This window comes from Acinetobacter sp. 197 (genome assembly GCF_048148385.1).
Taxonomy (GTDB): Bacteria; Pseudomonadota; Gammaproteobacteria; order Pseudomonadales; family Moraxellaceae; genus Acinetobacter; species Acinetobacter pecorum.
On sequence record NZ_JAYWZK010000002.1, the window covers coordinates 83,911 to 109,009 of the forward strand.

Below are 25,099 nucleotides of genomic sequence, written 5' to 3' on the forward strand. Positions count from 1 at the left end.
AAATAAACAGCAATGTCTTGTTTAGATCTTTCATACAACCCCGCTCCAGCCATGACAGCAGTGATTACATCCATCAAAGTCATAAGGATTGTGCTGCCAGTTAATTTTTCCGCATTCAGGACAGTTGAAGCGTGTCATTGGATTCGGATTTCTCCGACTTGCTTTTTTTAGGTGTATAGGCGTTATTAATCCTGCACCTTGGACCATCGTGCGTTTATCTACTTTTCTAAAATCAAAAGTTCTGCGTTTAGATTTGTTTGCCAGATCAAAGGGAATCACAACAAAACGAGAGCTTAATTTTTTCGCTTTCTCTGCGCCCATAACGTAGGCCTGGTCAAAGTCAGTAGAAGTGTTTTGATTCTCTGAAATTAACCAATACACATCGTTTCCATCCCAGATACCCTCTTCAAAAGCCACATATGTGTTGTGAATATCTGTGAATGGCTGGGTCTTATTTGGAATGTATTGATGATCAACCTTCCAGACCGCTAATGCATCAACATGATCAGCGGATAACGGCAAGTCATACTCTCGGGCATGATTAAATTCCCATTGTGCTTCTTCAAGGGTGCATTCATGAGCCTGATCAATATCAGTGTGATACCCTTTAAATTCTTTACACTGAAAACTAACATTTGATCCAACATTGTCCCGGAAACACGCTAAATAAAATCTGTTCTTCACGACACATCCCCAAAATCAAAAGCTGACTGGTGAACAGCAGGCTGGCGATCCAGCAAAGGTCTGGTCATATCAGCTAACAAACGCTGTTCTTCTGCTTCAACCAGTGGCATCGCATTCATAATATTGCGGTACTCACGGTTACTAAGGCTCTGCTCATTGGCTGGCAAGGTGATATACAACACCTGGTCTTCAGTCATATCCACAAACTTTAAAATCATCTTGCGACGTGACAGGTTTTTAGTGCCGGCATTGAACCAGTTCTTGATTCGGCTTAATTTGATCAGACCGCAAAACTCATTTGGATCTTCACAATGGTGGTGAACGGGACGCGGTTTAAAGTTTGGCCCTGGTAACTCAGTGATCTTCCCCTTGTACCCCTTTAGCATTTCATCCAGTGCACGACGTTGCGCCTGCTTCTCTGAACAATTCCCCACGTAACGTGCTGCTTTTTGTGCTTCTATGTGCTGTAAAGTCATCTCAATTCCCCTCGAAGATGCTTAATTAATTTTTGATAGAGATCCTGAATCTGCCTGTGTTATGCAGCGATATCAGGTAAATCCCCATTAAATCCAACCTGTTTTAAATAACCTTCCCACTTCTTGGCCTGGGCCGGATCTTTGAGTTTCACGGCGATACGGGCAGCAAGTTTTTCGTAAGTCTCACCTGGTTCACTGAACTTGCTTGTGAACTCTGGGTGGTGTGAAAGTTTTTCAGCGAATACAAAAATCTGTTTTTCAGAAAGGTGCTGGCTTTGGTATTTCGTACCTGCAGGTTTTTCAGAATTCGGTTTACTCGAGTATTTGTTTTTGAATGCGTTGATCACCCAGTCAGCGAAGTGATAAATCATCAGCTCATCGCTCATTGGTTTTTCAGCGTTGTAACTTTCAAAGGCACGTTTTTCACGTTCAATCCATTTTGAATCCACGATGATTTCAAAATCGATACTGTCATCGGTCAAAAATATTTCTTCACGAAGTTTGTTAAAACAAAACCATGATTTTTTATTTTTAGATTCTATTGATAGATTCTTTGAAAGATTCCGTGTCCCAACGTTGGGACTCTTTCCACGGAACGTTGGGACTCTTTCCGCGGAACGTTGGAACTGTTCCGTTGTTGGGACTGTTCCAATATTGGTACCCTTTAAACCCTCGGTTTCAGCGTCAAAGGATTCCATTGTTGGGACTGTTTCACGGCCATTAACACCGACCAAACGATAGACTTTAACCTGCTTGGTTCTGCCCTTTCTTTCACCAGTATCTTCGATCAATCCATCCTGAATCAGCTCATCAATAATCTTAAGCACAGTCTTGCGATCCATCTCTGTATCTTCCACCAGACGTGCAACGCTCGGATAAGCACAGTGATCTTCACCTGCTCGGTCAGCCAGTGACAGAAGGACTAATCGCTTAAGAGGTTTAGTACTTCCGCCAGGCTTTTGTTTCTGGCGCACTTTCCATGCCCAGGTGGTTGCGTCTAAACTCATGCAGCTACCTTTCTATTTTTGTTGACCAACCCAGTAATGCGGGTCAGACCAAATGCAGTAACGCGCATATGTAAGAAAACGCGTTCTTTCCCATCAATGCGATTCACGATCACTGGTGACGTACGATTGGTGAATACCTTGTTCAAAACGTATTGAGCATGCGGCTGCAGCTTGCGATCCGCATCTCGATAGATCCATTTTTTGTCTATCAGAAGTTTGATTAGATCGGATTCACGGATGCCGATGGTTTTCGCACAGTCCCGTAAACAGTAGGTATTGGTGGTGTCCGCTATGGTGTCGAGTGCTTCAGCCTTAGGTGCTAACTCGGCAATTTGCTGTTGTGCCAATTGCTTGGCTTCAAATTGTTCTGCCCAGGCACGTGCTGCAGCAGCGGGATCAGTGAAGTCTGGAAGTAGTGCAACGGATTGTTTGAGTGCTTCTTCCATGGCAGTCATACGGTCAAAAACCAGAGCTTGTAACTCATAGCTGTATGACATGGCCAAGAGACAGGATTCACGTTTTGGAAAGCGGTAGCATGGATATGTACGACCACGCCCGTCCTGGTAACTTCCAATAAATTTTGGAGATTGATTTTCACCCAAAACCTTAGGTACCTTTACCATAAAACTATCGTGACGAAGTTCGACATATGGCTTTTCTGCAGTTGCAACTTCTTTGCGGTGATTGTTAATAAATTCAACAAGTTCCACTGATGACATGGTCACTGGCTGTGTGGTATTATTAGGCTGAATTTGCGGAATTGAATTCATCGTTTTAATCTCCAGAGATTGAAACACTTAAAAAGCCTGATCTCGTAAATCAGGCTTTTTCTTTGTCTGAATAGTCGATCCGTTCGGATTGTTCCTTTTGTTCGAATAAGTCAAAGCGTTCTCTCGGTATTCCTGTTACCTGTGACATAAGATTCTTATCATCTTCACAGCGCTTCATATCCAACATGGCTAACCACCTTAAATACTGGCTATTTGACCAACCACGTTCATATGCCTCTTTCGCAATATGCTCCGCTACCTGTTCGGGCAAATGTGTTGGCATACACACAGTTTTTTTCCCGAGAGTCAGTAGAGACTCTGATTTTTTTCTAGTCATGATTATTCCTAGGCTGAAAGTGCTTTTCGGTCGGCCTTTAATGCGCCACGTGTCAAAATTTCAAATGATGCTTGGGTGCGTGGTGGAATACCGTTTTTTTCCCACAGCGTTATAGTTGAACGAGCAGCAGAAATTTTTTGGGCTAGTTGTGACTTATTTTTTACTTCATAAAAAGAGATTAGCTGATCAACAGTCATATTCAAAAACCTGAACTAATTAGTTTTATTAATTGAACTATACGTTCAGGTAATTGTCAATTTATTTGTTCATAATTTTGAACACAAATAAGCGAGATTTTTCCCATGTACCAATCTGTATCAGACCGAATTCAACAACGCATGGCTGAGCTTAATCTTTCACAAGCAGACTTAATGCGGTCCACTGGTGCGGCCCGAGGAACGGTTTCCGGTTGGGTGAATGGCAGTAATAACCCTAGCGCAAAACATATTGAGGCCTTGTCCAAAGCATTAAAAACTACTTCTCATTGGCTTTTAACCGGGGAATTTTCTGGTTCTTTTCATGCAGACCAAGTGTTGGAAACAGTAGCTGTTAATGATGACATTCGTGATCATTTTGTTTGGATCGAGGTAGTTGAAGCGAATTTTTCATGTGGTGAGGGTGAATCTATTGAATTTCACTTCGATGCTATAAATGGAAAAATTCCCTTTCCACCTTCTTTTTTAAAAGATAAAAATGTCACAGAACAGACCATGAAAATAATAAAAGCCAAAGGTGACAGCATGGCTGATTTTATTAAAGATGGTGATTTGGTGGGTATCAACCTTTCCCAAACAAATATTATTGATGGTGAGATCTATGCCGTCTATCTTGCTGGCGAGGGAATGATTAAGCAGATATTCAAAGAAGCTGACGGCTCCTTAATTCTTCATAGTCTTAATGAAAAGTATCGAGATAAGTTGGTGACAGAAGAGAATGGCAAAAACTTTAAAGTAATGGGCCGTCAAATATGGCGTGCCGGATAATTAAATTATTAAGGAAATTAAATGGACAACTCTCAACTATCTATCAATCAAATTATTGAAGCTGCTACCAATAATGAAAAAATTTCTCTATCTGCCCCAGATGTAAAAATCTTAGCAACAGAAATTGGAAGTACAAGATTTGTTTCTGTTTATAGCAATGAACAAATTATTAAGTTAGTTGAAGAAGGAAAACATAATGATCGCAACACTTAATAAATCCAAAACCGCACTAACGATTAGTCGTCAAGAATTTAAATTGGCATTAGATAAAATTGGCACAGGAATTGATAAACAAATAGCCTCGCTTAAAAAAGCCAAACAAAGCTATGACGCTGCGGAAATGGCGCACGAGGTCATTAGTGAAGCAAATATCTTCGAAGCTATTATTGAAGGCTTTAACGAAGCAGAAGAGACTAATCTAAAGCTGACTGACATAACCAATCTTGGAGTAGCACAAGGATGGATAGATGAATTTTTAGAAAAGTATTCAGGGGAATAAACCCTCAAATCATTTTTTGTTGGCTGGATAAATAAAACTGCGAACCCGACGCAGCACTTTGATCGGGGGTTAGATATTTAGGGGATTCAAAATGGCTATCGCAAAATTACGTGCATTTGAAATAATTAATTCAGACGTTAATAAAAAACAATCGGATCTGGGTGAAAAATTAAGAGTCAAGCTACAAACATCTATAGCGGTTAATGAAAGGCGTATGCTTCTCAATGCAGAAGATCCGCAAAAAGAAGAAGATTTAATATCTGATTTTGCAAAAAATAGCTCTACTGGAGATCCTATTTTCTGCACTATGCTAAGAGTAGCTTTGGGAAATAATGTTCAGCATATTGATGGCACCTTGTTTTCTAAGAAACATTTCACAATTGCTGATCTAAATAGCAGTGTCGTGAATGCTGAGGCAATCTATAAAAACCATTATTATTTTTCAGTAAATAATAATTTCCTCATAACAAATATGCCGGGTAATTTAACAATTACTCGCTTACAAACTTATCTGAATTGGTTGTTAAATGATTTGTATGAGGTAAACCCTTTGGTGGCTGAGGATGCGATGCCTGAACTATCAAACATTAAGGATATTACTGTTAGGGATCCAGTTACCGGGGGGAATATTACCCCTAATGCAGCCAAACCCACATTTGGCAAAACATTCAATATTGGGAAAGTTGCATTAGATTTAGTTAAAGGAGCCCTAAACGACACTAAGGATATATCTGACCATCAGCTTGAACAGATGATCTCAGCAAAACTGGTCATTGAGTTTAAAAAGCCTAAAAAAGATGATGATGAACAGATTAGAAGAGCATTTGGTGCACTATTGAAACCTGTAGCTGACTTGGATAACTTTGAATTTCTAACTAGAAATAATAAAAAAATTATCAAAGGTAAAAAAATATTAAGAACAAAAGAGGTTACTATAGAAACTACAGATACAAACCTATTCAACGAGGCTCAGCTATCACAAGAGATGAATAGATTTATTAGAGAATTGGAAAATGAACGTAAAAAAGCTACTGCTTAATGTTTCACTTTTTTTGGTGATTTCAGTTGCCGTAGGCTCTCTTGCGTCAAAATCCCCTGATTCCTCTCTTTTAAATACTATTTATACGGTTGCTGGGATCATGTTTTCAATCGGCATGGGTATCTTATGCACACTCAATCCAGATAGGGTAAAAAATGATGCTTATTACAAAGCAATTAAGTCTAATTTATTAGATGTTAGAAACTCATATCTGGTGTACTTTTTTATAATATCTGGCATGTACTTAACATACCAAATTTTTCCAACTGCGAGCTTTGTTTTAGAATTAAGTAATTTAGAAATAGTTTTTAATCTAGCTTTTGCTGCTATGTTTTTAAATATTCTTGGAATTTTATATTTTATTGCCAACTTTATGGCAATACAAAAACTAGGATTGAACATTTCTGATCGGACAAGAGGTCTGGATTAACACTTCCCGATCCAACTCCAAACAACCCACCCCAGCGGTGGGTTTTCTTTTGTCTATTAAAACACACAGTTCAATTAATTGAATATCTTTTACATTATTTATTGAACATATTATTGACATTTTAGTTCAATTAATTGAACATATATCTCATGGCAAACAAAAAGCCCCAGCGTAGCGCGAACTACCTGGAGCGTGACCCACAATCTAACTGTGAGTGAAATAAGTATGAAACAAAACCCTATTCAAAGCAACTTGCCCGACTTTGGCACTTCTCGCCAAACGTCCGAGCGTTTGTACCAGCACCCTGAATCAAAGTCAGTAGGGAAAGAAGTCGCATCAAATGTGGCTGCTTGGATGCTTGTACTTTCGGTACTTCTTGGTCTGGCAGTAATGGTTCTTCATGCATCAGACAAAGAAGCTGCGTATCAAGCCGAAGCAATCGCCAAAGCTGTAGGAGAAGCGAAATGAAATTTGCAGAACACATCGACAGCTTCCAGCAGGAAGATCCGAATTTTCTAACCTACCACTGTGAACGCTACCGTGTGGGTACAGATCGCCCAGTGACTTATGTGCTTAAGCGCAAAAGCAGTGTAAATGCCCATAAAGCTGGAAACATCGCAGGCTTCGAAGTTCATAAACAAGCGATTGACGGCAGCATGACGCTAATCAATCTGGCTGATCAAAAAGAATGGCTAGTCAAGGCACTGAACCAAGCCCGCCAACCAATTGTAAATGCGCAATTGCGCAAAAAAAGTGAGATACGCACCCAAGCACATGAAACACGTGTGAACTCAGGTTTTTATGGTTCGAATGAGTACCGCGACTGGGCACGTCGCTACCGTTCAGCACATTAATTTTTGATTTTTTGAGGGAAAAGTCATGACAAACGTATTTTTTAAACCGGCTCAACGTAAAAATGCAAAGTTACGCTTAGCTGTCTCTGGTCCTACTGGTGCGGGTAAAACCTATGGCGCTTTAATGCTGGCCAAAGGTATTGGCGGTCGTATTGCCGTGGCAGACACTGAAAACAGTAGTGCTGAACTGTATGAAGATATTGTTGCATTTGAACATGCAAATTTACAGCCTCCTTACACACCTGAAAAATTCATTGATGCAATCAAAGCAGCTGAAGCAGCAGGTTTTGACACTTTAATCTTGGACAGCATTACCCATGAGTGGTCGGGTGTGGGTGGTTGTTTAGAAATCGTAGATAAGTTGGGTAGCACAACGTTCCGTGGCAACACTTGGGGAGCGTGGAGCGAAGTCACACCACGTCACCGTAAATTTATCGATGCGATGTTGCAGTCCAGCATCAATATCATTGTGACCTTGCGCTCAAAAATGGAAACCGTGCAAACCAACAATGGCGGCAAGAAGAAAGTTGAAAAAGTGGGTATGAAAGCAGAACAGCGTGAAGGTATTGAATACGAGTTCACCACGGTTCTGGATCTTACTCATGAAAACCTAGCCATTGCCACTAAAGACCGTACACGTTTATTCATTGAACCAAGACCGCTGACTGAAGCCGATGGTATAGCACTTAAGCGGTGGCTGAATTCTGGTTCTGCTGATGCATGTATCGACGGTAATCAATTTTTGGAACTTCAATATCTCATGCAACAGGCAGGCATTGATATTGAGAAGTACTGCGCAAAACGTGGATTGAATAGTCTGCATGACGTTCAACAACAAAAATTTGAAGAAACCTGTGAAGGGATCCGGGGAATCATTGCCCAGAAGTCTAGTCAAGCCGCTGCACAACAGCAAAGCACACAAGGCACACCTATAGACGACTTGAAAAGTCGTTTCAACGAGGCACTGAAAACATTACCTCAGGTTGAAGACATTCATGTCTTAAGTGGTGCTCTAGAAACTTTCCGAAACTCTGAGTTTTATCCAACGATCTTAAAGACATGTAAAGCACGTGCTGATCAGTTGGGCTACGAATTCACTGGCTGAGAATAAACAATGCAAGACGCAAAAATTGAACAAAAAGGTATGACCTACTTCAATCATTTACCAGATCCCACCAAGCCGGTGGGGTCGATTGACCTGACCATGAGAAAGGCATTCTTTGCGTTTTTACTCAATGATCAGTACCGCATTTTAAGCGTCTGTAAAAAGAAAAAGATTGTGACCTTTGTACACCCTACCCGTGGCCAAGTCACGATCACTTCTTCAGAGCACCTCAATGCGGAAGGAAAAAAGCGTTACCAGGTATTTTTTAAAGTTTATTTCAAACAAGGCTCGGCCTTTATTAAAAAGTTGAATTCACAAATTCGCGTCATTCAAACGTCTTAAGGGGAAATACAGCATGGTTGAGAAAAATTTGTTGACGATTAACAAGGAAGAACTTGAACACATCGTTGAAATCAGTAGAGGGGATGCATTCCGCGCTGTGGTTGAGCAAGTTGAAGCACATTTATTGTCGATGACTCTGGTTCAGACACGTGGCAACCAGACACTTACTGCAGAACTATTGGGTTTGAACCGGGGTACGCTGCGTAAAAAATTAAAAAATCACGGCATGTTGCACTAATTTTCTATTCTGGACTCCGCTCATGACAAATATTAAAGACCTTAACAGCTTAAAAATGGACAAAAACCTTGGCAAAGTGTTCGATACATTGGCCAATGATCCTTTTGGTTTATCTGCTGCACAAATTGCCAATAATTCAAAAATGTCATTAAAGACAGTTAAAAACTGCCTTGCTGTCTTGTTGCAAGACGAAAAAATTCACCTGGATGAGTTAGGTGTCTATCACACCACCCCAAAAGCCGATCAAGTACATGCTGAGCCAGTAGTTCAAAAAGAAACTCAGTTGGCAGTTAGTGCAAATACAGGCAAGGTCATGGAAGTAGCTAAGGACCAAGCCAAAGTTGATGTTCCTACTCCTCCAGCAACTCAGGTCGTTGGCGTAGAAGGTTTTGATGCCAAAATCACGCCAACCAACCTACTCGACATCATTCCAGGAACCCCTTTCAAGATAGAACAACCGTTATCCGAAACCACTCCAGATGAAAGCAAACCTATTCGTGCACGAATTATTGAGTGTATTAAATCAGAAAGTCACGGTGCCAAGCCTGCAACAGTCGCTACTGCCTTAGGTCTTACTGCCCGTCAGGTGCGTAATTCTTGTTATTCACTTGAAAACCTTGGTTGCTTACGCTCAGAAAATTCAGGTGATGAACGTACATTTTTCTATGTAAAAGATATCCCTCGTGTACGTGCTGAACCCCGCATGAGTAAAGTCTCTACTTCTAAAAAGGAAAAAAATGCCAAGTCTCCATTCGATAACTGGGTCGAGCATCGTGTGGTTGAAACTAAAACCGTAAAGCTTACCGAAAACCAGCTGGAACAAGTGCTGAAGCATGTATTCAAAATGGACAATGTCACCTTTCTGACTCCACTGCCAGATCCATATGTGGTGGAACTCAAAATGGAGGTGGTTCGTTGAAGCACGGGACGATCTCTACATATACAAACCATGGGTGTCGCTGCGATGAATGTCGTGCAGCGAACACTAACTGGAAGAAGTTGTATGAATGTGGACTGGTTGAAAAAAGACAACGTAAACACGGCACAATTAGCATGTATAACACTGGCTGTCGTTGCCCTCAATGTATCTCAGCATGCCGTGCTTATGCCCGTGCTCGGTATCAAAAATTAAAACAGGTGGCTTGATGGAAATTCAGAAAGAGCGGTGTGTAAATACAGGCAACTGGATTGAAATGTGTGAATTTCTTAGTGAAGTCACTCGCAATCATTATGGTGATATTCAGGGTCAGATCATGAGTATGCGGGAAGTTAATTCATCTCGACTTGAAATAGTGGCGGGTCGATTCAAAAAGAATCGTGTTGCTTTAAATTACTGCCCTTTTTGCGGTGTGGACATCATTACTCAGTACAAGGAATTAAATAATGACTGAAGTTCAAAAATCTATGCACTGGCTACTAAATGCGAATACAGGTATGTCGAGCAAGTGTCTGATGGCAACACTGCTTAATGATGGTCCAGTGGCGGGCAAAGCATGGGAAACTAATTTTCATCCACATGATCCGGCCGACTTTGAGCGCTGCGTGGGATTACTTAATGCAGTACCGGAGTTTCGTGCACGTCTTGGAAAAATGAAAGTGGTCTCTAAGCACTGGGCTGTTCTAGTTGATCACTGGGATGAAATCGAGACTTTGCTGAATGAAGAAGTTAAACAGCGTTTTGCACCTAAAACCTACGATCTTATGAAGTCGTTATTTAAAAGTATTGAGGTGTCTGAGTGAGCATTCAGATTGTTCAACCTACACCATACGATGATGCTCAATTTCTGTGGTGTACCACCTGGTGTGAAAAAAAAGGTTTAAACCCATACGATGAGAATCATTGGGCAGCTGCTAAAGCGGAATATCTAAAGACTCAAGGAGGACAACAGTGACTGAATACTGCTTCATCTGTAAAAAGTTCACGGTTCATTGTGACGTGTTTTGTTCAATTTGTGGATTTAAGTGAGGTGTTATGAAAGCTAATACTGAATATGAATTGCTCCAGGCAATACATAGCGAAATGCAGGAACTTAGAAAAGCACTCAAGGCAAGCAGTGAACGTCGGATTGGTCGGATCGAGTTTGCTAAATTGCTCAATATCGAACCTGAGACACTGGATTCCAGAATTCGAGACGGTCGCTACATGAAACCGCATAAGGATGGAAGGAAGAGTTTCTGGCTAAGTTCCTATGTTCAATCTGTCATTCTTGATATAGAGTTAAAAGATAAAGTCGCCTAGAGCGACTTTATCTTTTTTAGGCGTTTCATTTTGTGAGTATCATTGTGAGTAACCTTAAAAACTAAGAGCTAATTCTTAAGTTTTAAATCCTAATTATTCATCTACAATATCGGCAAATTCTGCACCTAAAATCCGCGCTAAATCTTGCGGATTTAACCCGATATCCAGCCCCCTTTTCCCACCGCTTACATACATCTTTTTAAGTTGGCTTGCACTAATACAAATTACTGTTTTTAAACGCTTCTTTTGCCCAATTGGACTAATTCCACCGACCAGATAACCAGTCAAGCGTTCTGCCTGTTTAGGATCTGCCATCTGGAGTTTCTTGCAACCCAAAGCTGTCGCTACTTTTTTCAGACTTAACTGATGATGCACAGGTAAAATTGCCACAAAATATTGTTTTTCATCCGTCACCAGTAAGGTTTTAAAGACTTCCTCTACAGAAAGCCCCAATTTTTCAGCAGCCTCCAGTCCAAAACTTTTGGCATTGGCATTATGTTCATATTCGTGAATGCTGTATTCAATTTTATTTACTTTTAACAATTTACATGCAGGGGTCATGGAAAGTCTTATGGGTGATGAGAAATCATATGATTATATAAATATTGGTTCGAGAAGTTAAATCAGATGAACTAACTAAAGAGCAAATTTTGCTTTAAATCCCTATTCTGGCCTCTTCAAACCTATTTTGTTTTAAAGCCTTCATTTTTTAGTCAATCATTGTGGCTATCAGCATTTTTTTAAGTTTTTATTACAAAGATGGAGATGAGCAAAATTACAGCAAATGTATGCGTTTTTGCCACTATCTAAGCGTTAGAGAGGTCATTTTTTGATTGCAAGAAAATATGAAGATGAACACATTCGTCACTTCATCTAGCTTATAAATAGGAAGTACATATTCCAAGGATCTTCTGTCAAACTTGCCGGGATACAGGCTTTATATCTCGGCAATAAAGTACCTCTTGAAATCATATTTATGATGCACAACTGAATTTACAGAGATATGACTAATTTTAGAATCTTAGAAAAAATGCAGATTTTACATCAAGTAAAATCCATTAAGATATTGTCTTATTTTAGGTTTTTTAAATTTCATTACATGACACTGAGGAAATTATCACTTTTATTTAAAAGAAATGAGCAGAAAAATTTTCAACATTAATCTGAAGTTTTTTTTACCGGATTCAACTTATATACCGCATTCAAATTTGTCAGGAAAAAGCTGGTTAAAATTAAAAATATCACTAAGAGGAAGAATTTAGCGTTAACATGAAGATACAGTTACACAAAGGATATTAACTGTTTTTGCCAATTGGGTTTACAATGAAAATAATATGAATACCTCGCGAATTGTAATTTTTTAACATTGCCAAATCTCTGCAAAGTTTTCATTATAGCGCCACTGTTTGCTATATGCTTTCTACGTCAATTCAAAGAAATTATAAATAGTAATGTAGAAAATCATGCAATAATAAGCAGAGTTTGCAGACATCTTGCAAACAAAACCCGATACTTTTAATTGGAGCATGCTGGATGAGTTCGACCATTTTGGTTATTCATGGACCGAATTTAAACTTGCTTGGGAAGCGCGAACCGGAAGTTTATGGTCACCTTAGTCTTGATGATATTAACCAGCAACTGACTGTCCAAGCTCAACAGGCCACATTACAACTTGAAACTTTCCAGAGCAACTGGGAAGGTGCCATTGTTGACCGGATTCATCAAGCCCAGCAAGACGGCGTTCAATACATCATTATTAATCCGGCAGCATTGACCCATACCTCTGTTGCGGTTCGCGATGCCCTCCTTGGCGTCGCCATTCCTTTCATTGAAGTCCATCTGTCGAATGTGCACGCACGTGAGGCATTTCGACATCATTCGTACTTGTCCGATAAAGCCATCGGTGTGATCTGTGGTCTGGGTGCAAAAGGCTATGCTGCTGCCCTCGATTATGTCATTGAAAAAATACAATCTTCTACACAATCTTAATTAGGAATACTGTCTCATGGATATCCGTAAAATCAAGAAACTCATCGATTTGATGATTGAATCTGACTTACAGGCGATCGAAGTTAAAGAAGGCGATCAATCGATTGCATTAACTCGTCGTAATCCAGTGGTTGCAGCAGCTGTTCCTGCGATGCCTGCACCAGCAGCCGAAGCGCCAGTGGCAAAATCTCCTCGCGGTGCTGTTGAAACTTCACCAATGGTCGGCGTGTTCTATGCAGCACCAAGCCCAGGTGAACCGACATTTGTTAAAGTTGGCCAGACCGTTTCTGCAGGCGATACGCTCGGTATTATCGAAGCAATGAAAATCATGAACCCGATTGAAGCCACTCAAAGCGGTGTGATTGAAGAAATTCTGGTGAAAAATGGTGAAGTGATTCAATTCGGTCAACCACTTTTCCGCTACCGCGCTTAATCACCCCGGGGATTTATAATGTTGCAAAAAGTTTTAATTGCAAACCGTGGTGAGATTGCGTTACGCATCACCCGAGCTTGCAGAACTTTAGGGATCAAAACTGTAGGTGTCTATTCTGACGCAGACAAGGACCTAATGCATTTGCGTTTCTGTGATGAAGCAGTATGCATTGGCCCAGGTGCGAGCAGTGACAGCTACCTGAATATTCCAGCGATTATTACTGCTGCCGAAATTACCGGTGCAGACGCTATCCATCCTGGCTATGGCTTCCTCGCTGAAAATGCAGAATTTGCCGAAATCGTAGAAAATTCTGGTTTTATCTTTATTGGTCCACGTCCTGAACATATTCGTTTAATGGGGAACAAAGTTTCTGCGATTATGGCCATGCGTAAAGCGGGTGTCCCGACTGTACCCGGTTCAGCTCATGCAGTGACGCCTAATAATGCCTTGGCTGAAGCGAAAGAAATCGGTTTCCCGCTGATCGTCAAAGCCGCTTCTGGCGGTGGTGGTCGTGGTATGCGTATCGTCGAAAATGTCGATACCCTGCTGGAATCAGTTCAGGCTGCACAGCGTGATGCGGAAATGTGGTTTGGAGATGATACGGTCTATATGGAACGTTTCCTGCAAAAGCCACGTCATGTCGAAGTACAAGTACTCGCCGATGGTAATGGCCATGCGATTCATCTGTATGATCGTGACTGCTCGCTGCAGCGCCGCCACCAAAAAGTACTGGAAGAAGCTCCGGCACCGAACTTGCCAGAGCAAGCACGTGCTGACATTCTGGAAGCCTGTGTCAATGCATGTAAGCTGATGCAATATCGTGGTGCGGGTACCTTCGAATTCTTGTTTGAAGATGATGAATTCTTCTTTATTGAAATGAATACGCGTGTTCAGGTTGAACATCCGGTGACAGAAATGGTTACGGGTATTGATATTATTGAACAGCAATTGCGTATTGCGGGTGGTTTAGGTCTCGATATCCAGCAAGAAGATGTCAAGGTTTTGGGGCATGCGATTGAATGCCGTATTAACGCAGAAGATCCCTCTACCTTCTTACCTTCACCAGGCAAGATCGAAAACTTTTATGCACCAGGGGGTGCGGGCATTCGCCTGGATTCACATGTTTATCCAGGTTATAGCATTCCACCCTATTATGATTCGATGATTGCGAAACTGATTGCACATGGTAAGGATCGTGAAACGTCTATTTCGCGCATGAGAAATGCTCTGGACGAAATGATTCTGACTGGTGTGAAAACCAATATTCCTTTGCATAAAGATTTAATCCTTCAGGACAAGAACTTCTGCAAACAGGCAATGGATATTCATTATCTGGAAAAACATTTGTTAAAGCAGCTTGAAAATGCTGAAGACAACGCCTAAAACCAAGCTTATAAAAAAAACCGCTGTCATTCAGCGGTTTTTTATTGTTTGCAATCTAAGGCAATACGCGTCTGAGGACGGCAAAACATTGCTCAGCTTTTTCATTGGCACAGAAATTAATCGTATAAGAGTTTTGCCATTTCACAAAATACTGTGAAATTTCACCAGATTGGTCAACTTGGTTACCCGAGCAGTCTTTTTCATTATTATCATATTTCACTTGCAGAATTAGTGCGGGAATCTGCTGCGAAGGGTCTTGTGCGGGTTGATAATCATATAACCCTGATGTCCATTCGTCGCCACTTTTGATCACAACATTATTATTTCCCTTAAAATTATAATATTCGATGCACTTTTTATTATTCGGAATTTCCATCCCCCACAAACCGACAATTTCCGGACGGGTTTTAACAGTAAAGGTATTTGGAATTTCAGCAGTTTTAACTGGAGTATTCTCTGATTTTTTATTTTCTGTCGCCATTAGCCAAGGTGAGCTCATGATTAAGATAAGGCTAAGACATGTTTTTTTCATATTTACTGGCATCTTTTTAACAATTAATTCTAAATTATCATATTTATTGGGATCATGTCCCACTCTAACGCAATTTCAATACAGAGTCAGAAACTATTTATCACATTGTTTAAAAACATAGATTTCTTTTCTGATTTTTTTTGTATATATTTCGTATATAAGAATCTTAATAGTTCGTATTAATAACAGATTAATCAAACAATAAAATCATATTTTGGGTCAAACTTAGTTGCTAAACAAAGTGATCATTCACACTTAAAAATTTGAATATAGGATTTTAAATTTGCAATTAGCTCGAATAATAGAAAAACAATTAAATCATGAAACTCATGCTTATTTCGTTATTGTTTTTGCTGTTTTAGTATGTTGTCTTATTGGGATCGCAACCAGACCGCTAGAGTATCTGGCCTTATTATGGCCGGCGAACGCGGCTTTGCTGGCCCTATTTTTACGCTTTCCACATTTAAATAATCTGGGAGGCTGGTTAGGCGCGTTCAGTGCTTTTATGTTTGCAGATCTGGTCACCGGGAATGGTTTACTGCATAGCCTGTTTCTTACCCTTTCCAATTTGATTAGTACCATTGTTTCGATATTTTTTATTCGATATTTCAAGATTAATTACAAATACTATAATACCGGTTATACCTTTGTTCATTTATTTGGCATCTTCGCTTTTGCAGGCTGTCTGGCCAGTGCAGCCTTTGCAGTTCTCACCTTGCCGAATCTACCAAATTCATTCATGACCAAAGAAAATTTATGGATTGATTTTGGTCTGTGGTGGACCGGTGAAATGGTGAATTATATTGTGTTTCTCCCTTTAATCTTGGCATTCCCAAGAATAAAAGACCTGCGGTATCTATTTAAAAACCGTCGTCAAAAACGTAATTATTTCAGTTATTTTTTACCGGCATCTTCAGTCGTGGCCTGTGTCATCATTACCAATATTTTTGCAGGCCCGGGCGCAATGCTCTACCCATTGGCTGCACTGATCTGGGCTGCATTGACATATCGTCTGTTTACCATGACGATGATCAATGCTTTTGTCATCATTTTGACCTATTACAGCCTGACACAGTTTTATGCAACCAATCACACCACACTGGCCGATTCCACGATTTATATTTCACTGCGGATCGGGCTGTTTATGCTGGCCTTATCTCCGCTAATCCTTTGTATTATCAGCCAAAACCGTAATGAACTGTTTAAACGGGTTCTATATCTGGCTAATCACGATAGTCTGACGCGAACCATGAATCGTCATTTCTTCTTTAAGAAAGGTGAATATTTACTGCAATATGCCAAGACGATGGAATTTTCAGTGATCATGCTGGATATTGATTATTTCAAACGCCTGAACGATCATTTTGGCCATCATGTCGGTGATAAAGTCCTGCAACACTTTGCACAAATTGTACGTAACAACTTACGTGCCCAAGATCTATTTGCACGCATTGGCGGAGAAGAATTTGTACTCTTACTCTGGAATACTGAGCCTTCAGAAGCCTGCATCATTGCAGAACGGATTCGAGACCTTGTGGAAACAACCCCGATGCATCAATCAGATGGCTCATCTTTGTATATTACAGTGAGCATAGGCATCACCCACCAAAATGAACCCAACTCCCAAGATCTGCAAAACCTGATTAATATTGCAGACCAAGCCCTATATCAGGCCAAACATCGTGGGCGCAATCAGGTGGTACTTGCATCTTAAGCATAAAACCTCTACAACCTTAACACAGTATCAACGCTAGGGAATGGCAATGAAATTAGAAGAATATCTGCAATATGACGGTTTAGGGCTCGCTGAACTGGTCAGCAATAAACAGGTACATTCAAGTGAACTTTTATCTGCTGCCCTGGAACGTAGCTCAATTGCCAATCCCGAACTGAATGCAATTATCATCCCGATGCATGAACACGCGTTAAAACGTAGCCAGCAAAATCTGTCTGGCCCTTTTGCCGGTGTACCATTTCTGGTCAAAGACCTGTTTCAGGAATATGCAGGCTATCCGACTTCTTATGGCTGTCAGGGTTTAAAACGGATCAGTTATATCGCCGAGACCAATGCCGAGATTGTCAATCGCTGGGAAAAAGCCGGAATTGTGACCTTTGGACGCACCAATACGCCTGAATTTGGCATTAAAGGTATTACTGAACCAGATGCCTGGGGTAGCTGTAAAAATCCGTGGAATTTACAGCATAATAGTGGCGGCTCTTCAGGTGGTTCGGCTTCTGCTGTGGCAGCCGGAATTGTGCCAATTGCGGGTGCTGGTGATGGTGGTGGCTCGATTCGCATCCCTGCCTCCTATTGTGGCCTGTTCGGCCTGAAACCAAGTCGTGGCCGTACACCTTGGGGACCACAAATGAGTGAAGCCATGCATGGCGCCGCAATTCAGCATGTATTAACCAAAACGGTGCGTGACAGTGCTGCAATGCTGGATGCTACTCATGGTGAAGATCATAGTTCACTATTTAAAATTCAACGTCCTCAACATCATTATCTGGATGTGATTCAGCAGCCACCCAAGAAGCTGAAAATCGCGTTTAGCACTTATTCTACGATTGGCACACCTGTCTCTCAGGATGCAATTCAAGCTATTAAACATACAGCAAAACTACTAGAGTCTCTGGGTCATGAAGTGATTGAAGACCGTCCAGCGATTGATGGGATGCAGTTGGCCAAGGATTTTATTACCACATGGTTTAGCCAGTTTTCTTTCATGCTGGATGAAATCCAGAAAAGCTATCCGTCTAGATCGAATGATTTTGAATTGGACTCTTTGGCACTGGCCGCCTTCGGAGCCAAGACCAGCGCGCTGGATTATATTCAGAACCTAAATAACTGGGGTCAGTATGTAACCCAGATGAATCATTTCTTTGATGATTATGATCTGTATTTGACGCCTGCAACGGCGACAGTGGCTCCGAAAAATGGTGAGGTCAAAACACCTGCTTGGCAAAAACCAATTTTAAAAGCTTTATTGAATGTGGGTAAAGCCCATTTGCTGGCACAAGGCAAACTGGTCGATAAAATTGTTAAAGAAAATCTGAAATGGGTGCCCTTTACCCAGCTCGCCAATATTACCGGCCTTCCGGCAATGTCGGTACCGCTGTACTGGAATGACCAGAACCTGCCGCTCGGTTCACAGTTTATTGCGCCGTTTGCACGTGAAGATCTACTGCTCCAACTGGCGGCCCAACTGGAGCAGGCACAGCCGTGGTTTGAGCAATACTCAAAAATCCGTATTTAATGTCAAGATAATATGTTCAAGCCTGTTTTTGCAGTTCGACTTTGTTAGGCAACCCGAAAACCAGCAATAAACCTGACAAGGTCGATGCCGCAGCAGCGATAAAGATAGATGTTCCGCCTATTTGATCCCAATAATGACCAGCCAGAATACTACCGCTTGCTACCCCGATCCCCCACATAGTGCTATAAAGTGCCTGTCCACGTCCTTGCTGCCCTGCAGAGAAGTTCTGGAAAATTACCCGCATCGCGATCATATGAAATAAACCAAAACTGAAAGCGTGAATCGTTTGAGCAAAAAACTGTGCCGTAAATGAAGCAGGAAATACCCCAACGATGAACCATCTTAATCCAGTCATTAACAAGCATAGCGTGACCAGATGACGCCATGACCAGCGTGTCAAAAAGAACGTCGCATAGGCAAACATGATAATTTCTGCAATAACTCCGACTGACCACAGCAAACCAATCTGGCTGGTACTAAATCCAGCCTGACTTAGATAATTGCTGTAAAAACTATAGAACGGTGCATGCGAAAATAACAGAATTAATTCGATCAGAAAAAAACTATACACGACAGGACGTTTGAATATCGGCCATAAAGGTTCGAGCTGTTTCTGTGCAGTGGGTGCCGTCCTTGGTTCTTTAATAGTAAATGACCAGAGAAAGGCCAGAAATGAAATACAGAGCAACAAGACTGGCAACATACTGATGCTGATAATTTCAAAGACGGTACCTAAGCCGAATACACCGATTATAAAACCGACAGATCCCCATTTTCGTACTTTGCCATAGAGCTCTGCTCTTTTTTCTCCGAGCCAGAACAAGGTTACGCCTTCAAACTGAGCAAGAATAGCATTCTGAAAGAAACTGAAAATCAGCATTAGCAAGGCTACAGATTGAAAGCTATTCGGAATAATGAAAATCATGAGCCAGATACAAGCTTCCATCCAGGTGGCTATACGCACCAGCAGCATTCGCTTACCCGACTTGTCTGCAATCCAGCCCCAAATCAACGGCGCAAAGAACCGGGTAATAATAGCAATAGAGGATAAAATCCCGATTTCCTGATAATTGAAGCCCTGATCTTCAAGATACAGACTCCAAAAAGGCAGGAACGCCCCGACAATTGCATAGTAAAAAAAGTAGAATCCACTGAGTCTATGCTGAATTGCTAGAGCTGGCATAGATATCTATATCCTTGTATTTTCGAAACTTGCAACTTACTAAAAGTGGTTCTTAACTGCACTGAATTGACCTTATTTTGCATTTCTACAATCTACAATTTTTATTTTTGTAGATTCCTTTCTAAATTGCTAATTCTTATAATTTTATCACTCTTAGAATTTTATATAATTCTTTTTAAAAATAATTTGGGATTCATAGATCTCGTCATTTTAATCAGTGATCTACGATATTTAAATATGGAAATTTATTTTGAATATGCACTTGATCTTATTTGGCATGAATTCAAATTGCCGCTTTTTCACATCTGAATAAGTTAGGTTAGCAATGGTTGTGATTGATGGCGAGATTTCTTCTTGGATAGAGGCTTATGGGTTAGGGTTTTAGATTAATGAGCGTCCATAAATTGCCACCATAAAAAAACCATCCGAAGATGGCTTTTTGTTAATCAGTCTTGAGTTATTAGCCACAAGATGCTTGAACGATAATTTTAGTTTGTGGATCAGTAACTACTGTAATTCTATTTGAACGGTAATCTAAAGTTACCGGCTGGCCAGGCGCCACCATACGTACAATTTCAGCTTTAGTCTTTGCCTTAATTGTCGCTTCAGATAAACCAGTTTGCCCAACAAGTTTTGCTGCTTCATCAGATATACAGCTGCTCATAGTATTTCCTTGGTGAGGAGGCATCTGTTCAGGATTATTTGCACATGCTGTCAATGCGACAGCAACTAACATTAAAGATAAATTCTGGATAATTTTCATAAAATTTTGTCTTTTCAGGATAAAAAAGGTAATCATACAGAATATGGTAGCCTCGACTACAGGCTTAACAACAATCTCTATACATTCTATTTAAACAGAAAGCTTAATAAAAAAAGTATCTTGCTTTCAGCTTGATGATTTGGCGAATTTCGTATTTTTTTAACAGTTATAATGGAAATAACCTCCCGAAGAAGATTCTGTAGACTATTGCTTTTTAGTTTTTAATCACAAAATGCCTTAACAATTTTTTGAGTTTGTGGATCAACAATTACATTGATTCGTCCTAGATGATAATCCTTAGTGATAGGTTGACCCAGTGCAACCAGTCTAACAACCTCAGCATTTGTTTTTGATTTGATATCAGCTTCACATTGCTAATGTCTTACGTGCTAATTTAGCTGCACTGTCAGGTACTTATTTTTTCATCATTTCAGGCTTGTAAACGACTTCTTTATCTGGAGTTCCGGCACAAGCATTCAAGGCCACTGCTGCAAGAATAAATGATAAATTATAAATAAATTTCATAAACTTATATCTTTAATAAATAAAAGTAGGATCATACCTAAGACAGACGGTTTATATGAGCCTAGCTTTATCAACAATCTTAATACACATTATGAAATAGAGATTTAAAAACAGAAATTAAAACCTTGATTTTTTAACAGGCAAAAAATACCTCCTAATAAAGGAGGTTTAAAATAGAGAGACCCTAATGCTATATGATCTATCTATGAGTTTTATAAAATTCTGTCTTTTAAAGATGTTAAATATTCAATTGCTAGTAATTTATAATGATTATTACAGCCTTTTAAATCCGCCAATTAAATCAAAAAGATATTCAATATATAGCTTTTTATTAGATATTTCAGGCATATCGAATACCCAATAGGTTCTAGACCTAGATCTGTATTTGCATCGTACGGTCAAAGTCTTAATTTCAATAAGAGCTGCTTCATTCCTTAATTTTGCATACAATGATAAGTATTCTGCAAGAAACTTCAACTTACCGTTTATGTCATGCGTAGCTGAACCATGCACCTTCAGAGCTTCATCATATACTAAAACCAGTGTTTCCTGTGTCATGTGAATGCCTATATCTTCTGGTCGAATTAATAAGCATTAAAAGATAAAACATTTTTAGATTTTAAAATAGTTAGAAAACGTACTTAAACCTTTACTTTACGAAACTTAAATTCACATTTTGTTCGTATTAAAAAATCCCACTTAATTCTTATAAATTAAGTAGGTGGGTTTTCGCCATAATTTTATTTTTATTTTCCATACAAATTATTATTAAAGTATTTTATTTTAATGACATAATTTTATAATCGAATAATTATTAGCCTGCTTCTCCAAAAAAACATAAAACTCCCTATTTTTCAAATATTAACCTATTTATTTTTGAAAAAAAAGAAATAGTGAAAAAAATTAAAATTTAAGCGTTAAGATCCTATGTAAATCTTTAAAAATTACATTTTCTAATATAGATTTAGACTGATATTTGGTTCTTTATTCATTTTAATTAGTTTTTTCATTTCTACTAAAAATATATCAATTTAACCTTTATAAAGCGCAGATAGAATACACAAAAGTCTAACCTTACTATTATTATTTTTATATAATACATACACTTAAAATAATACAAATTATTAATATATATAAAATCTTAAATAAAAAAGCAAAAAAAAACCTCCTTTATGAAAAAAGGAGGTTGAAAAACTAAAGAAACTACAGCCATAGAATCTATTTTTGTATTATATATATGTTTAAATTATATTCAAGACTAAAATAAATTTATTTTTCAGTTGAAAAGCCCGCTTATTCTTGCGAACAAGCGGGCCATTACTGTAGTCATTTTCTTCGTATTACATGCGTCTTCTTCAGAGCGCATATAAAATGTACCATTGAAAATCATTAAATAAAATGTAGAAAATATGAATAAAATGTTTCAAAGTGTTTTTTTAGGTTATTTTATTACTTTGTAGCATTTTCTAAACAATAAAATAATCCATCAGCCGGTGTACTTTTTATGTTACTCATACTAAAAAATGTTATAAGACCAATATAAAAAAGTTATTATTGACTCTGATCACGGTTCATCTTCATACCAATTAATTTACTTATAGCTTCTTTTATTGGTAATAAATAGTATTTATAGATGTCTAAAATTTAAAGCATAAAATTTATCAGGTTGTTTTGATAGTAAATCAATAAACTTTGGAATTGTCGTTGCCATTAATAAGCAAGGATCGTGGTCATCACGATGATTCGCTGTGAAATATTTCATATGCCTTTTAAAAAATAGACAATTTTCAATATTTTCATGAGACATCAGTTCACAATTAAAGTGAGTCATAGACCGCCCACTTAATATAAAGCTCACCTTATAAATATCAGGAAAAATCTGGGTTTTAAATTTATGGAGATGTCAGATGGTACGTCTCTTAACCACAAAGACTGAGTGCAGTTATTCCTGTGATTTTTTCAAATATCACCTACTTAAAACCATAGTACTCAGGGCATCAATTGTTGAGATCAGCTTACTAATTTTAGTTTACAAAGTTTACTCATAATTAATTTAGAAACATGGCTAAGACTGTTACATTAAAAATGAAATTATAAAAATTAAAGTGGTATCGGCAATGAAAATTCAAAATCCTATTCCTCTTAAAGTTATGATTAGTTGTATATGTCTAGGCTTTGCTAGCCATGTTGCAGCTTCTCCTACACAATCCCAAAAAGATAAAAGTCCTTTAACAGATGTGGTATCAAAAACACCAGGTACTTTGTTATCCATTCAGGAACAAAGCACCGATTTATTTCCTCATGCTTCAAAACGATTTTTAATTAATTATCGTAGTCGTGGCATACATTCAGAGCCTATCGTAACTTCCGGATTCATCCTGCTCCCTAAAGGTAATCCCCCAAAAGGTGGATGGCCTGTTGTTGCTTGGGCTCATGGTACAACTGGTGTGGCTGACACTTGTGCACCCTCTGAAGATTATGTAGGAGGGCCTGTGCATGCCTATCAGCAAATCGCCGCCCAACCGCTTGATGCCTGGCTCGCTCGTGGTTTCGCAGTGGTTGCAACGGACTATCAGGGTTTAGGTACACCAGGAAGACATCCTTATATGAATGCACAGAGCCAGTTACATACTGTCGTAGATTCTGTCAGGGCAATCCATCTATTAAAGCCTTACCAGTTCAGTAAAAACTGGTTCGTCATGGGACATAGTCAAGGAGGTGCTGCCACCCTGATGGTAGCTGCTCACGGGCAAAAAGATGCTCCTGAACTCAAGCTGCTCGGAGCAATGGCTGTTGCACCAGGTGGTTATCAATATCAAGGGATTGCCAAATACGTTTCAACTCATTCGCAAATTCCAAAAAGTGTGATTGCATTTCTTCCTATTGTTCTTCTGGGTGCCGATGCGGCAGATCCAAGCCTGAACGTCATGAATCTACTCAGTCCAGAAATGGGACAGATTACGACTAATGCACGGGATCGTTGCTTATCAGAATTGCAAGCTACAGTAAAAGAAGCTCCCAAAACAGTATTTAAATCAAATGCAAATCTTACTCCATTACTTAACTATTCCGCAAAACAGTCGATTGAAAATATGATACCTACTGTTCCTGTAATAATTGTTCAAGGTGATAAAGATCAGATTGTAGATCCTCGTGGTACTTATGCTTACTATCAGCAGATCTGCAAATTGCAAAAACCCATCGCATTCCAGCCCGTTAAAGGTGCCGATCACCATGGTTCCTTAAGACAGAGTGCATCCATGGTAGGAAATTTTATCAGCTCGGTTGAACAAGGGAAATTTATTAGTACCTGTAATAAATAATAATCAAGTAAAACTTTAAAAATTAGCCTTTAAAGAATTGTCAGCCCCTTGATTGCAAGTGAGGGGCTGTACATACATTTAATGCCATGCACAGCAATACAGGCATAGCCCTTTTCACACTTCCACAACTCAGAAGCTATACTCAGGAGATAACTGCTAAAGAGCAGAATCCACTGTGCCTACACCGGATTACAAACGCTTTTCGAAAAATTAAATAATCTATAAATTTCATAAATTTATATTATAAGCATACATCACCTTAATTGTATTTTCATCTCAATAATCTATCAATGTGTACACAAAAAATTTAATAAAAACAAGCTATTCAGTATATAGTTCTAGGTGAATACTACATAATATTGGATGATGATAAACAGTGAAAATATAAAACCAAGAATCAGGAGATACATAATGAACGAAGCATACATCTACTGCGATAGAAAAATTATCAAGTGTTCTATTTGTGAAGCACAGGATGACTATAGCTTTAATGATACTCAGCAATTTTCTATTATTGCTGCTGCAGAAGGCAAGCAAACTCATGGGCGCTACTCTATTGAAAGTATCAAGTGCAAGAACTGCAATAAAGTGGCAAAAAACAGTCAGGATCCCTATTTTTATTATTAAGTTGAATTAAAAGTAAAAACCTACTTTGAAATAGAGTATCTAATAAAGAATGATAATCAAACAAATATGATCATTATTATTGGT

General features: G+C 39.2%; 33 protein-coding genes and 1 pseudogene. 22 read left to right on the top strand and 12 right to left on the bottom strand.

What is annotated here, in order from left to right; translation table 11 throughout:
• Positions 1-30: 30 nt before the first annotated feature.
• From VXQ11_RS02950 to VXQ11_RS02975, 6 genes are read right to left on the bottom strand one after another with little or no spacing between them, the layout of a single operon-like run.
• Positions 31-684, bottom strand: a complete 654-nt coding sequence (locus VXQ11_RS02950; RefSeq protein ID WP_174894461.1) for a hypothetical protein — start codon at positions 682-684, stop codon at positions 31-33.
• On the bottom strand, positions 681-1,160 hold the full coding sequence (locus VXQ11_RS02955; RefSeq protein WP_416705399.1) for a hypothetical protein: 480 nt from the start codon (positions 1,158-1,160) through the stop codon (positions 681-683). The genes VXQ11_RS02950 and VXQ11_RS02955 overlap by 4 nt, the downstream gene beginning before the upstream one ends.
• A gap of 59 nt (positions 1,161-1,219) precedes the next feature.
• Positions 1,220-2,167 (bottom strand): helix-turn-helix domain-containing protein, encoded by a 948-nt coding sequence (locus VXQ11_RS02960; protein WP_416705400.1) that lies wholly within the window; start codon positions 2,165-2,167, stop codon positions 1,220-1,222.
• A complete protein-coding gene (locus VXQ11_RS02965) occupies positions 2,164-2,937 on the bottom strand; it encodes a phage antirepressor KilAC domain-containing protein (RefSeq protein ID WP_064102105.1) in 774 nt (257 codons plus the stop codon). Before VXQ11_RS02965 ends, VXQ11_RS02960 begins: the two co-directional genes overlap by 4 nt.
• A 49-nt stretch (positions 2,938-2,986) precedes the next feature.
• Positions 2,987-3,274: a hypothetical protein gene (locus tag VXQ11_RS02970; protein ID WP_064102104.1), complete on the bottom strand. Its 288-nt coding sequence runs from the start codon at positions 3,272-3,274 to the stop codon at positions 2,987-2,989.
• An 8-nt stretch (positions 3,275-3,282) separates the two neighbouring features.
• Positions 3,283-3,471, bottom strand: coding sequence for a hypothetical protein (locus VXQ11_RS02975; protein ID WP_064102103.1), 189 nt, complete (start codon positions 3,469-3,471; stop codon positions 3,283-3,285).
• Positions 3,472-3,576: 105 nt separating this feature from the next.
• Between VXQ11_RS02975 and VXQ11_RS02980 the strand changes: the two genes are divergently transcribed.
• From VXQ11_RS02980 to VXQ11_RS03050, 15 genes are all read left to right on the top strand, one after another.
• A complete protein-coding gene (locus VXQ11_RS02980) occupies positions 3,577-4,257 on the top strand; it encodes an XRE family transcriptional regulator (protein ID WP_064102102.1) in 681 nt (226 codons plus the stop codon).
• Between the two features lie 21 nt (positions 4,258-4,278).
• Positions 4,279-4,470: a hypothetical protein gene (locus tag VXQ11_RS02985; RefSeq protein ID WP_064102101.1), complete on the top strand. Its 192-nt coding sequence runs from the start codon at positions 4,279-4,281 to the stop codon at positions 4,468-4,470.
• Positions 4,454-4,756, top strand: coding sequence for a hypothetical protein (locus VXQ11_RS02990; RefSeq protein WP_064102100.1), 303 nt, complete (start codon positions 4,454-4,456; stop codon positions 4,754-4,756). The genes VXQ11_RS02985 and VXQ11_RS02990 overlap by 17 nt, the downstream gene beginning before the upstream one ends.
• Positions 4,757-4,847: 91 nt before the next feature.
• On the top strand, positions 4,848-5,795 hold the full coding sequence (locus VXQ11_RS02995) for a hypothetical protein (protein WP_064102099.1): 948 nt from the start codon (positions 4,848-4,850) through the stop codon (positions 5,793-5,795).
• Positions 5,770-6,225 carry a hypothetical protein gene (locus VXQ11_RS03000; protein ID WP_064102098.1) on the top strand — a complete coding sequence of 152 codons (456 nt, stop codon included), beginning with the start codon at positions 5,770-5,772 and terminating at the stop codon, positions 6,223-6,225. The genes VXQ11_RS02995 and VXQ11_RS03000 overlap by 26 nt, the downstream gene beginning before the upstream one ends.
• A 225-nt stretch (positions 6,226-6,450) precedes the next feature.
• Positions 6,451-6,693, top strand: coding sequence for a hypothetical protein (locus tag VXQ11_RS03005; RefSeq protein ID WP_064102097.1), 243 nt, complete (start codon positions 6,451-6,453; stop codon positions 6,691-6,693).
• Entirely contained in the window at positions 6,690-7,079 is a 390-nt protein-coding gene (locus tag VXQ11_RS03010) for a hypothetical protein (RefSeq protein ID WP_064102096.1), read from the top strand. The genes VXQ11_RS03005 and VXQ11_RS03010 overlap by 4 nt, the downstream gene beginning before the upstream one ends.
• 25 nt (positions 7,080-7,104) lie before the next feature.
• Positions 7,105-8,184 carry an ATP-binding protein gene (locus tag VXQ11_RS03015; protein WP_064102095.1) on the top strand — a complete coding sequence of 360 codons (1,080 nt, stop codon included), beginning with the start codon at positions 7,105-7,107 and terminating at the stop codon, positions 8,182-8,184.
• A gap of 9 nt (positions 8,185-8,193) precedes the next feature.
• On the top strand, positions 8,194-8,526 hold the full coding sequence (locus VXQ11_RS03020) for a hypothetical protein (protein WP_064102094.1): 333 nt from the start codon (positions 8,194-8,196) through the stop codon (positions 8,524-8,526).
• A 13-nt stretch (positions 8,527-8,539) separates the two neighbouring features.
• Positions 8,540-8,764, top strand: a complete 225-nt coding sequence (locus tag VXQ11_RS03025; RefSeq protein ID WP_064102093.1) for a helix-turn-helix domain-containing protein — start codon at positions 8,540-8,542, stop codon at positions 8,762-8,764.
• A gap of 22 nt (positions 8,765-8,786) precedes the next feature.
• Positions 8,787-9,683, top strand: coding sequence for a hypothetical protein (locus tag VXQ11_RS03030; RefSeq protein WP_064102092.1), 897 nt, complete (start codon positions 8,787-8,789; stop codon positions 9,681-9,683).
• A gap of 226 nt (positions 9,684-9,909) precedes the next feature.
• Entirely contained in the window at positions 9,910-10,155 is a 246-nt protein-coding gene (locus VXQ11_RS03035; protein WP_416705401.1) for a hypothetical protein, read from the top strand.
• A complete protein-coding gene (locus tag VXQ11_RS03040; protein WP_416705402.1) occupies positions 10,148-10,504 on the top strand; it encodes a hypothetical protein in 357 nt (118 codons plus the stop codon). The genes VXQ11_RS03035 and VXQ11_RS03040 overlap by 8 nt, the downstream gene beginning before the upstream one ends.
• Entirely contained in the window at positions 10,501-10,656 is a 156-nt protein-coding gene (locus VXQ11_RS03045; protein ID WP_416705403.1) for a hypothetical protein, read from the top strand. Before VXQ11_RS03040 ends, VXQ11_RS03045 begins: the two co-directional genes overlap by 4 nt.
• A gap of 128 nt (positions 10,657-10,784) precedes the next feature.
• Positions 10,785-11,003, top strand: a complete 219-nt coding sequence (locus VXQ11_RS03050) for a hypothetical protein (RefSeq protein WP_227499332.1) — start codon at positions 10,785-10,787, stop codon at positions 11,001-11,003.
• 93 nt (positions 11,004-11,096) lie between these two features.
• On the opposite strand, the gene ybaK is transcribed toward VXQ11_RS03050, so the two are convergent.
• Positions 11,097-11,564 carry a Cys-tRNA(Pro) deacylase gene (gene ybaK / locus VXQ11_RS03055; protein ID WP_416705404.1) on the bottom strand — a complete coding sequence of 156 codons (468 nt, stop codon included), beginning with the start codon at positions 11,562-11,564 and terminating at the stop codon, positions 11,097-11,099.
• Positions 11,565-12,536: 972 nt separating this feature from the next.
• On the opposite strand from ybaK, the gene aroQ reads away from it, so the two are divergent.
• The 3 genes from aroQ to accC are packed head-to-tail and all read left to right on the top strand — an operon-like array spanning position 12,537 to position 14,808.
• The gene (aroQ, locus tag VXQ11_RS03060; protein ID WP_064096126.1) at positions 12,537-12,992 is read left to right on the top strand and encodes a type II 3-dehydroquinate dehydratase; all 456 of its coding nucleotides are present in this window, start codon (positions 12,537-12,539) and stop codon (positions 12,990-12,992) included.
• Positions 12,993-13,008: 16 nt separating this feature from the next.
• A complete protein-coding gene (accB, locus tag VXQ11_RS03065) occupies positions 13,009-13,425 on the top strand; it encodes an acetyl-CoA carboxylase biotin carboxyl carrier protein (RefSeq protein ID WP_100355001.1) in 417 nt (138 codons plus the stop codon).
• Positions 13,426-13,443: 18 nt separating this feature from the next.
• A complete protein-coding gene (accC, locus tag VXQ11_RS03070) occupies positions 13,444-14,808 on the top strand; it encodes an acetyl-CoA carboxylase biotin carboxylase subunit (RefSeq protein WP_144725126.1) in 1,365 nt (454 codons plus the stop codon).
• A gap of 55 nt (positions 14,809-14,863) precedes the next feature.
• On the opposite strand, the gene VXQ11_RS03075 is transcribed toward accC, so the two are convergent.
• Positions 14,864-15,307, bottom strand: coding sequence for a hypothetical protein (locus tag VXQ11_RS03075; protein WP_171486399.1), 444 nt, complete (start codon positions 15,305-15,307; stop codon positions 14,864-14,866).
• Positions 15,308-15,623: 316 nt separating this feature from the next.
• On the opposite strand from VXQ11_RS03075, the gene VXQ11_RS03080 reads away from it, so the two are divergent.
• Positions 15,624-17,054 (top strand): diguanylate cyclase, encoded by a 1,431-nt coding sequence (locus VXQ11_RS03080; protein ID WP_416705405.1) that lies wholly within the window; start codon positions 15,624-15,626, stop codon positions 17,052-17,054.
• A 49-nt stretch (positions 17,055-17,103) separates the two neighbouring features.
• Positions 17,104-18,594 carry an amidase gene (locus tag VXQ11_RS03085; RefSeq protein WP_416705406.1) on the top strand — a complete coding sequence of 497 codons (1,491 nt, stop codon included), beginning with the start codon at positions 17,104-17,106 and terminating at the stop codon, positions 18,592-18,594.
• Positions 18,595-18,610: 16 nt separating this feature from the next.
• Here the strand turns inward: VXQ11_RS03085 and VXQ11_RS03090 are convergent, their stop codons facing one another.
• From VXQ11_RS03090 to VXQ11_RS03105, 4 genes and pseudogenes are all read right to left on the bottom strand, one after another.
• Complete coding sequence (locus VXQ11_RS03090; protein ID WP_064096121.1) at positions 18,611-19,777, bottom strand: MFS transporter; 1,167 nt, start codon at positions 19,775-19,777, stop codon at positions 18,611-18,613.
• 460 nt (positions 19,778-20,237) lie between these two features.
• Positions 20,238-20,426, bottom strand: a pseudogene (locus VXQ11_RS03095) (I78 family peptidase inhibitor); the annotation flags it as partial.
• A 335-nt stretch (positions 20,427-20,761) separates the two neighbouring features.
• Positions 20,762-20,899, bottom strand: coding sequence for an I78 family peptidase inhibitor (locus VXQ11_RS03100; RefSeq protein WP_416705489.1), 138 nt, complete (start codon positions 20,897-20,899; stop codon positions 20,762-20,764).
• Positions 20,900-21,338: 439 nt separating this feature from the next.
• Positions 21,339-21,623: a hypothetical protein gene (locus VXQ11_RS03105; protein ID WP_416680061.1), complete on the bottom strand. Its 285-nt coding sequence runs from the start codon at positions 21,621-21,623 to the stop codon at positions 21,339-21,341.
• Between the two features lie 1,559 nt (positions 21,624-23,182).
• On the opposite strand from VXQ11_RS03105, the gene VXQ11_RS03110 reads away from it, so the two are divergent.
• Together VXQ11_RS03110 and VXQ11_RS03115 are read left to right on the top strand one after the other, a co-directional pair.
• Entirely contained in the window at positions 23,183-24,388 is a 1,206-nt protein-coding gene (locus VXQ11_RS03110) for an alpha/beta hydrolase family protein (RefSeq protein ID WP_416680060.1), read from the top strand.
• 411 nt (positions 24,389-24,799) lie between these two features.
• On the top strand, positions 24,800-25,015 hold the full coding sequence (locus VXQ11_RS03115; protein ID WP_064096117.1) for a hypothetical protein: 216 nt from the start codon (positions 24,800-24,802) through the stop codon (positions 25,013-25,015).
• Positions 25,016-25,099: the final 84 nt, after the last annotated feature.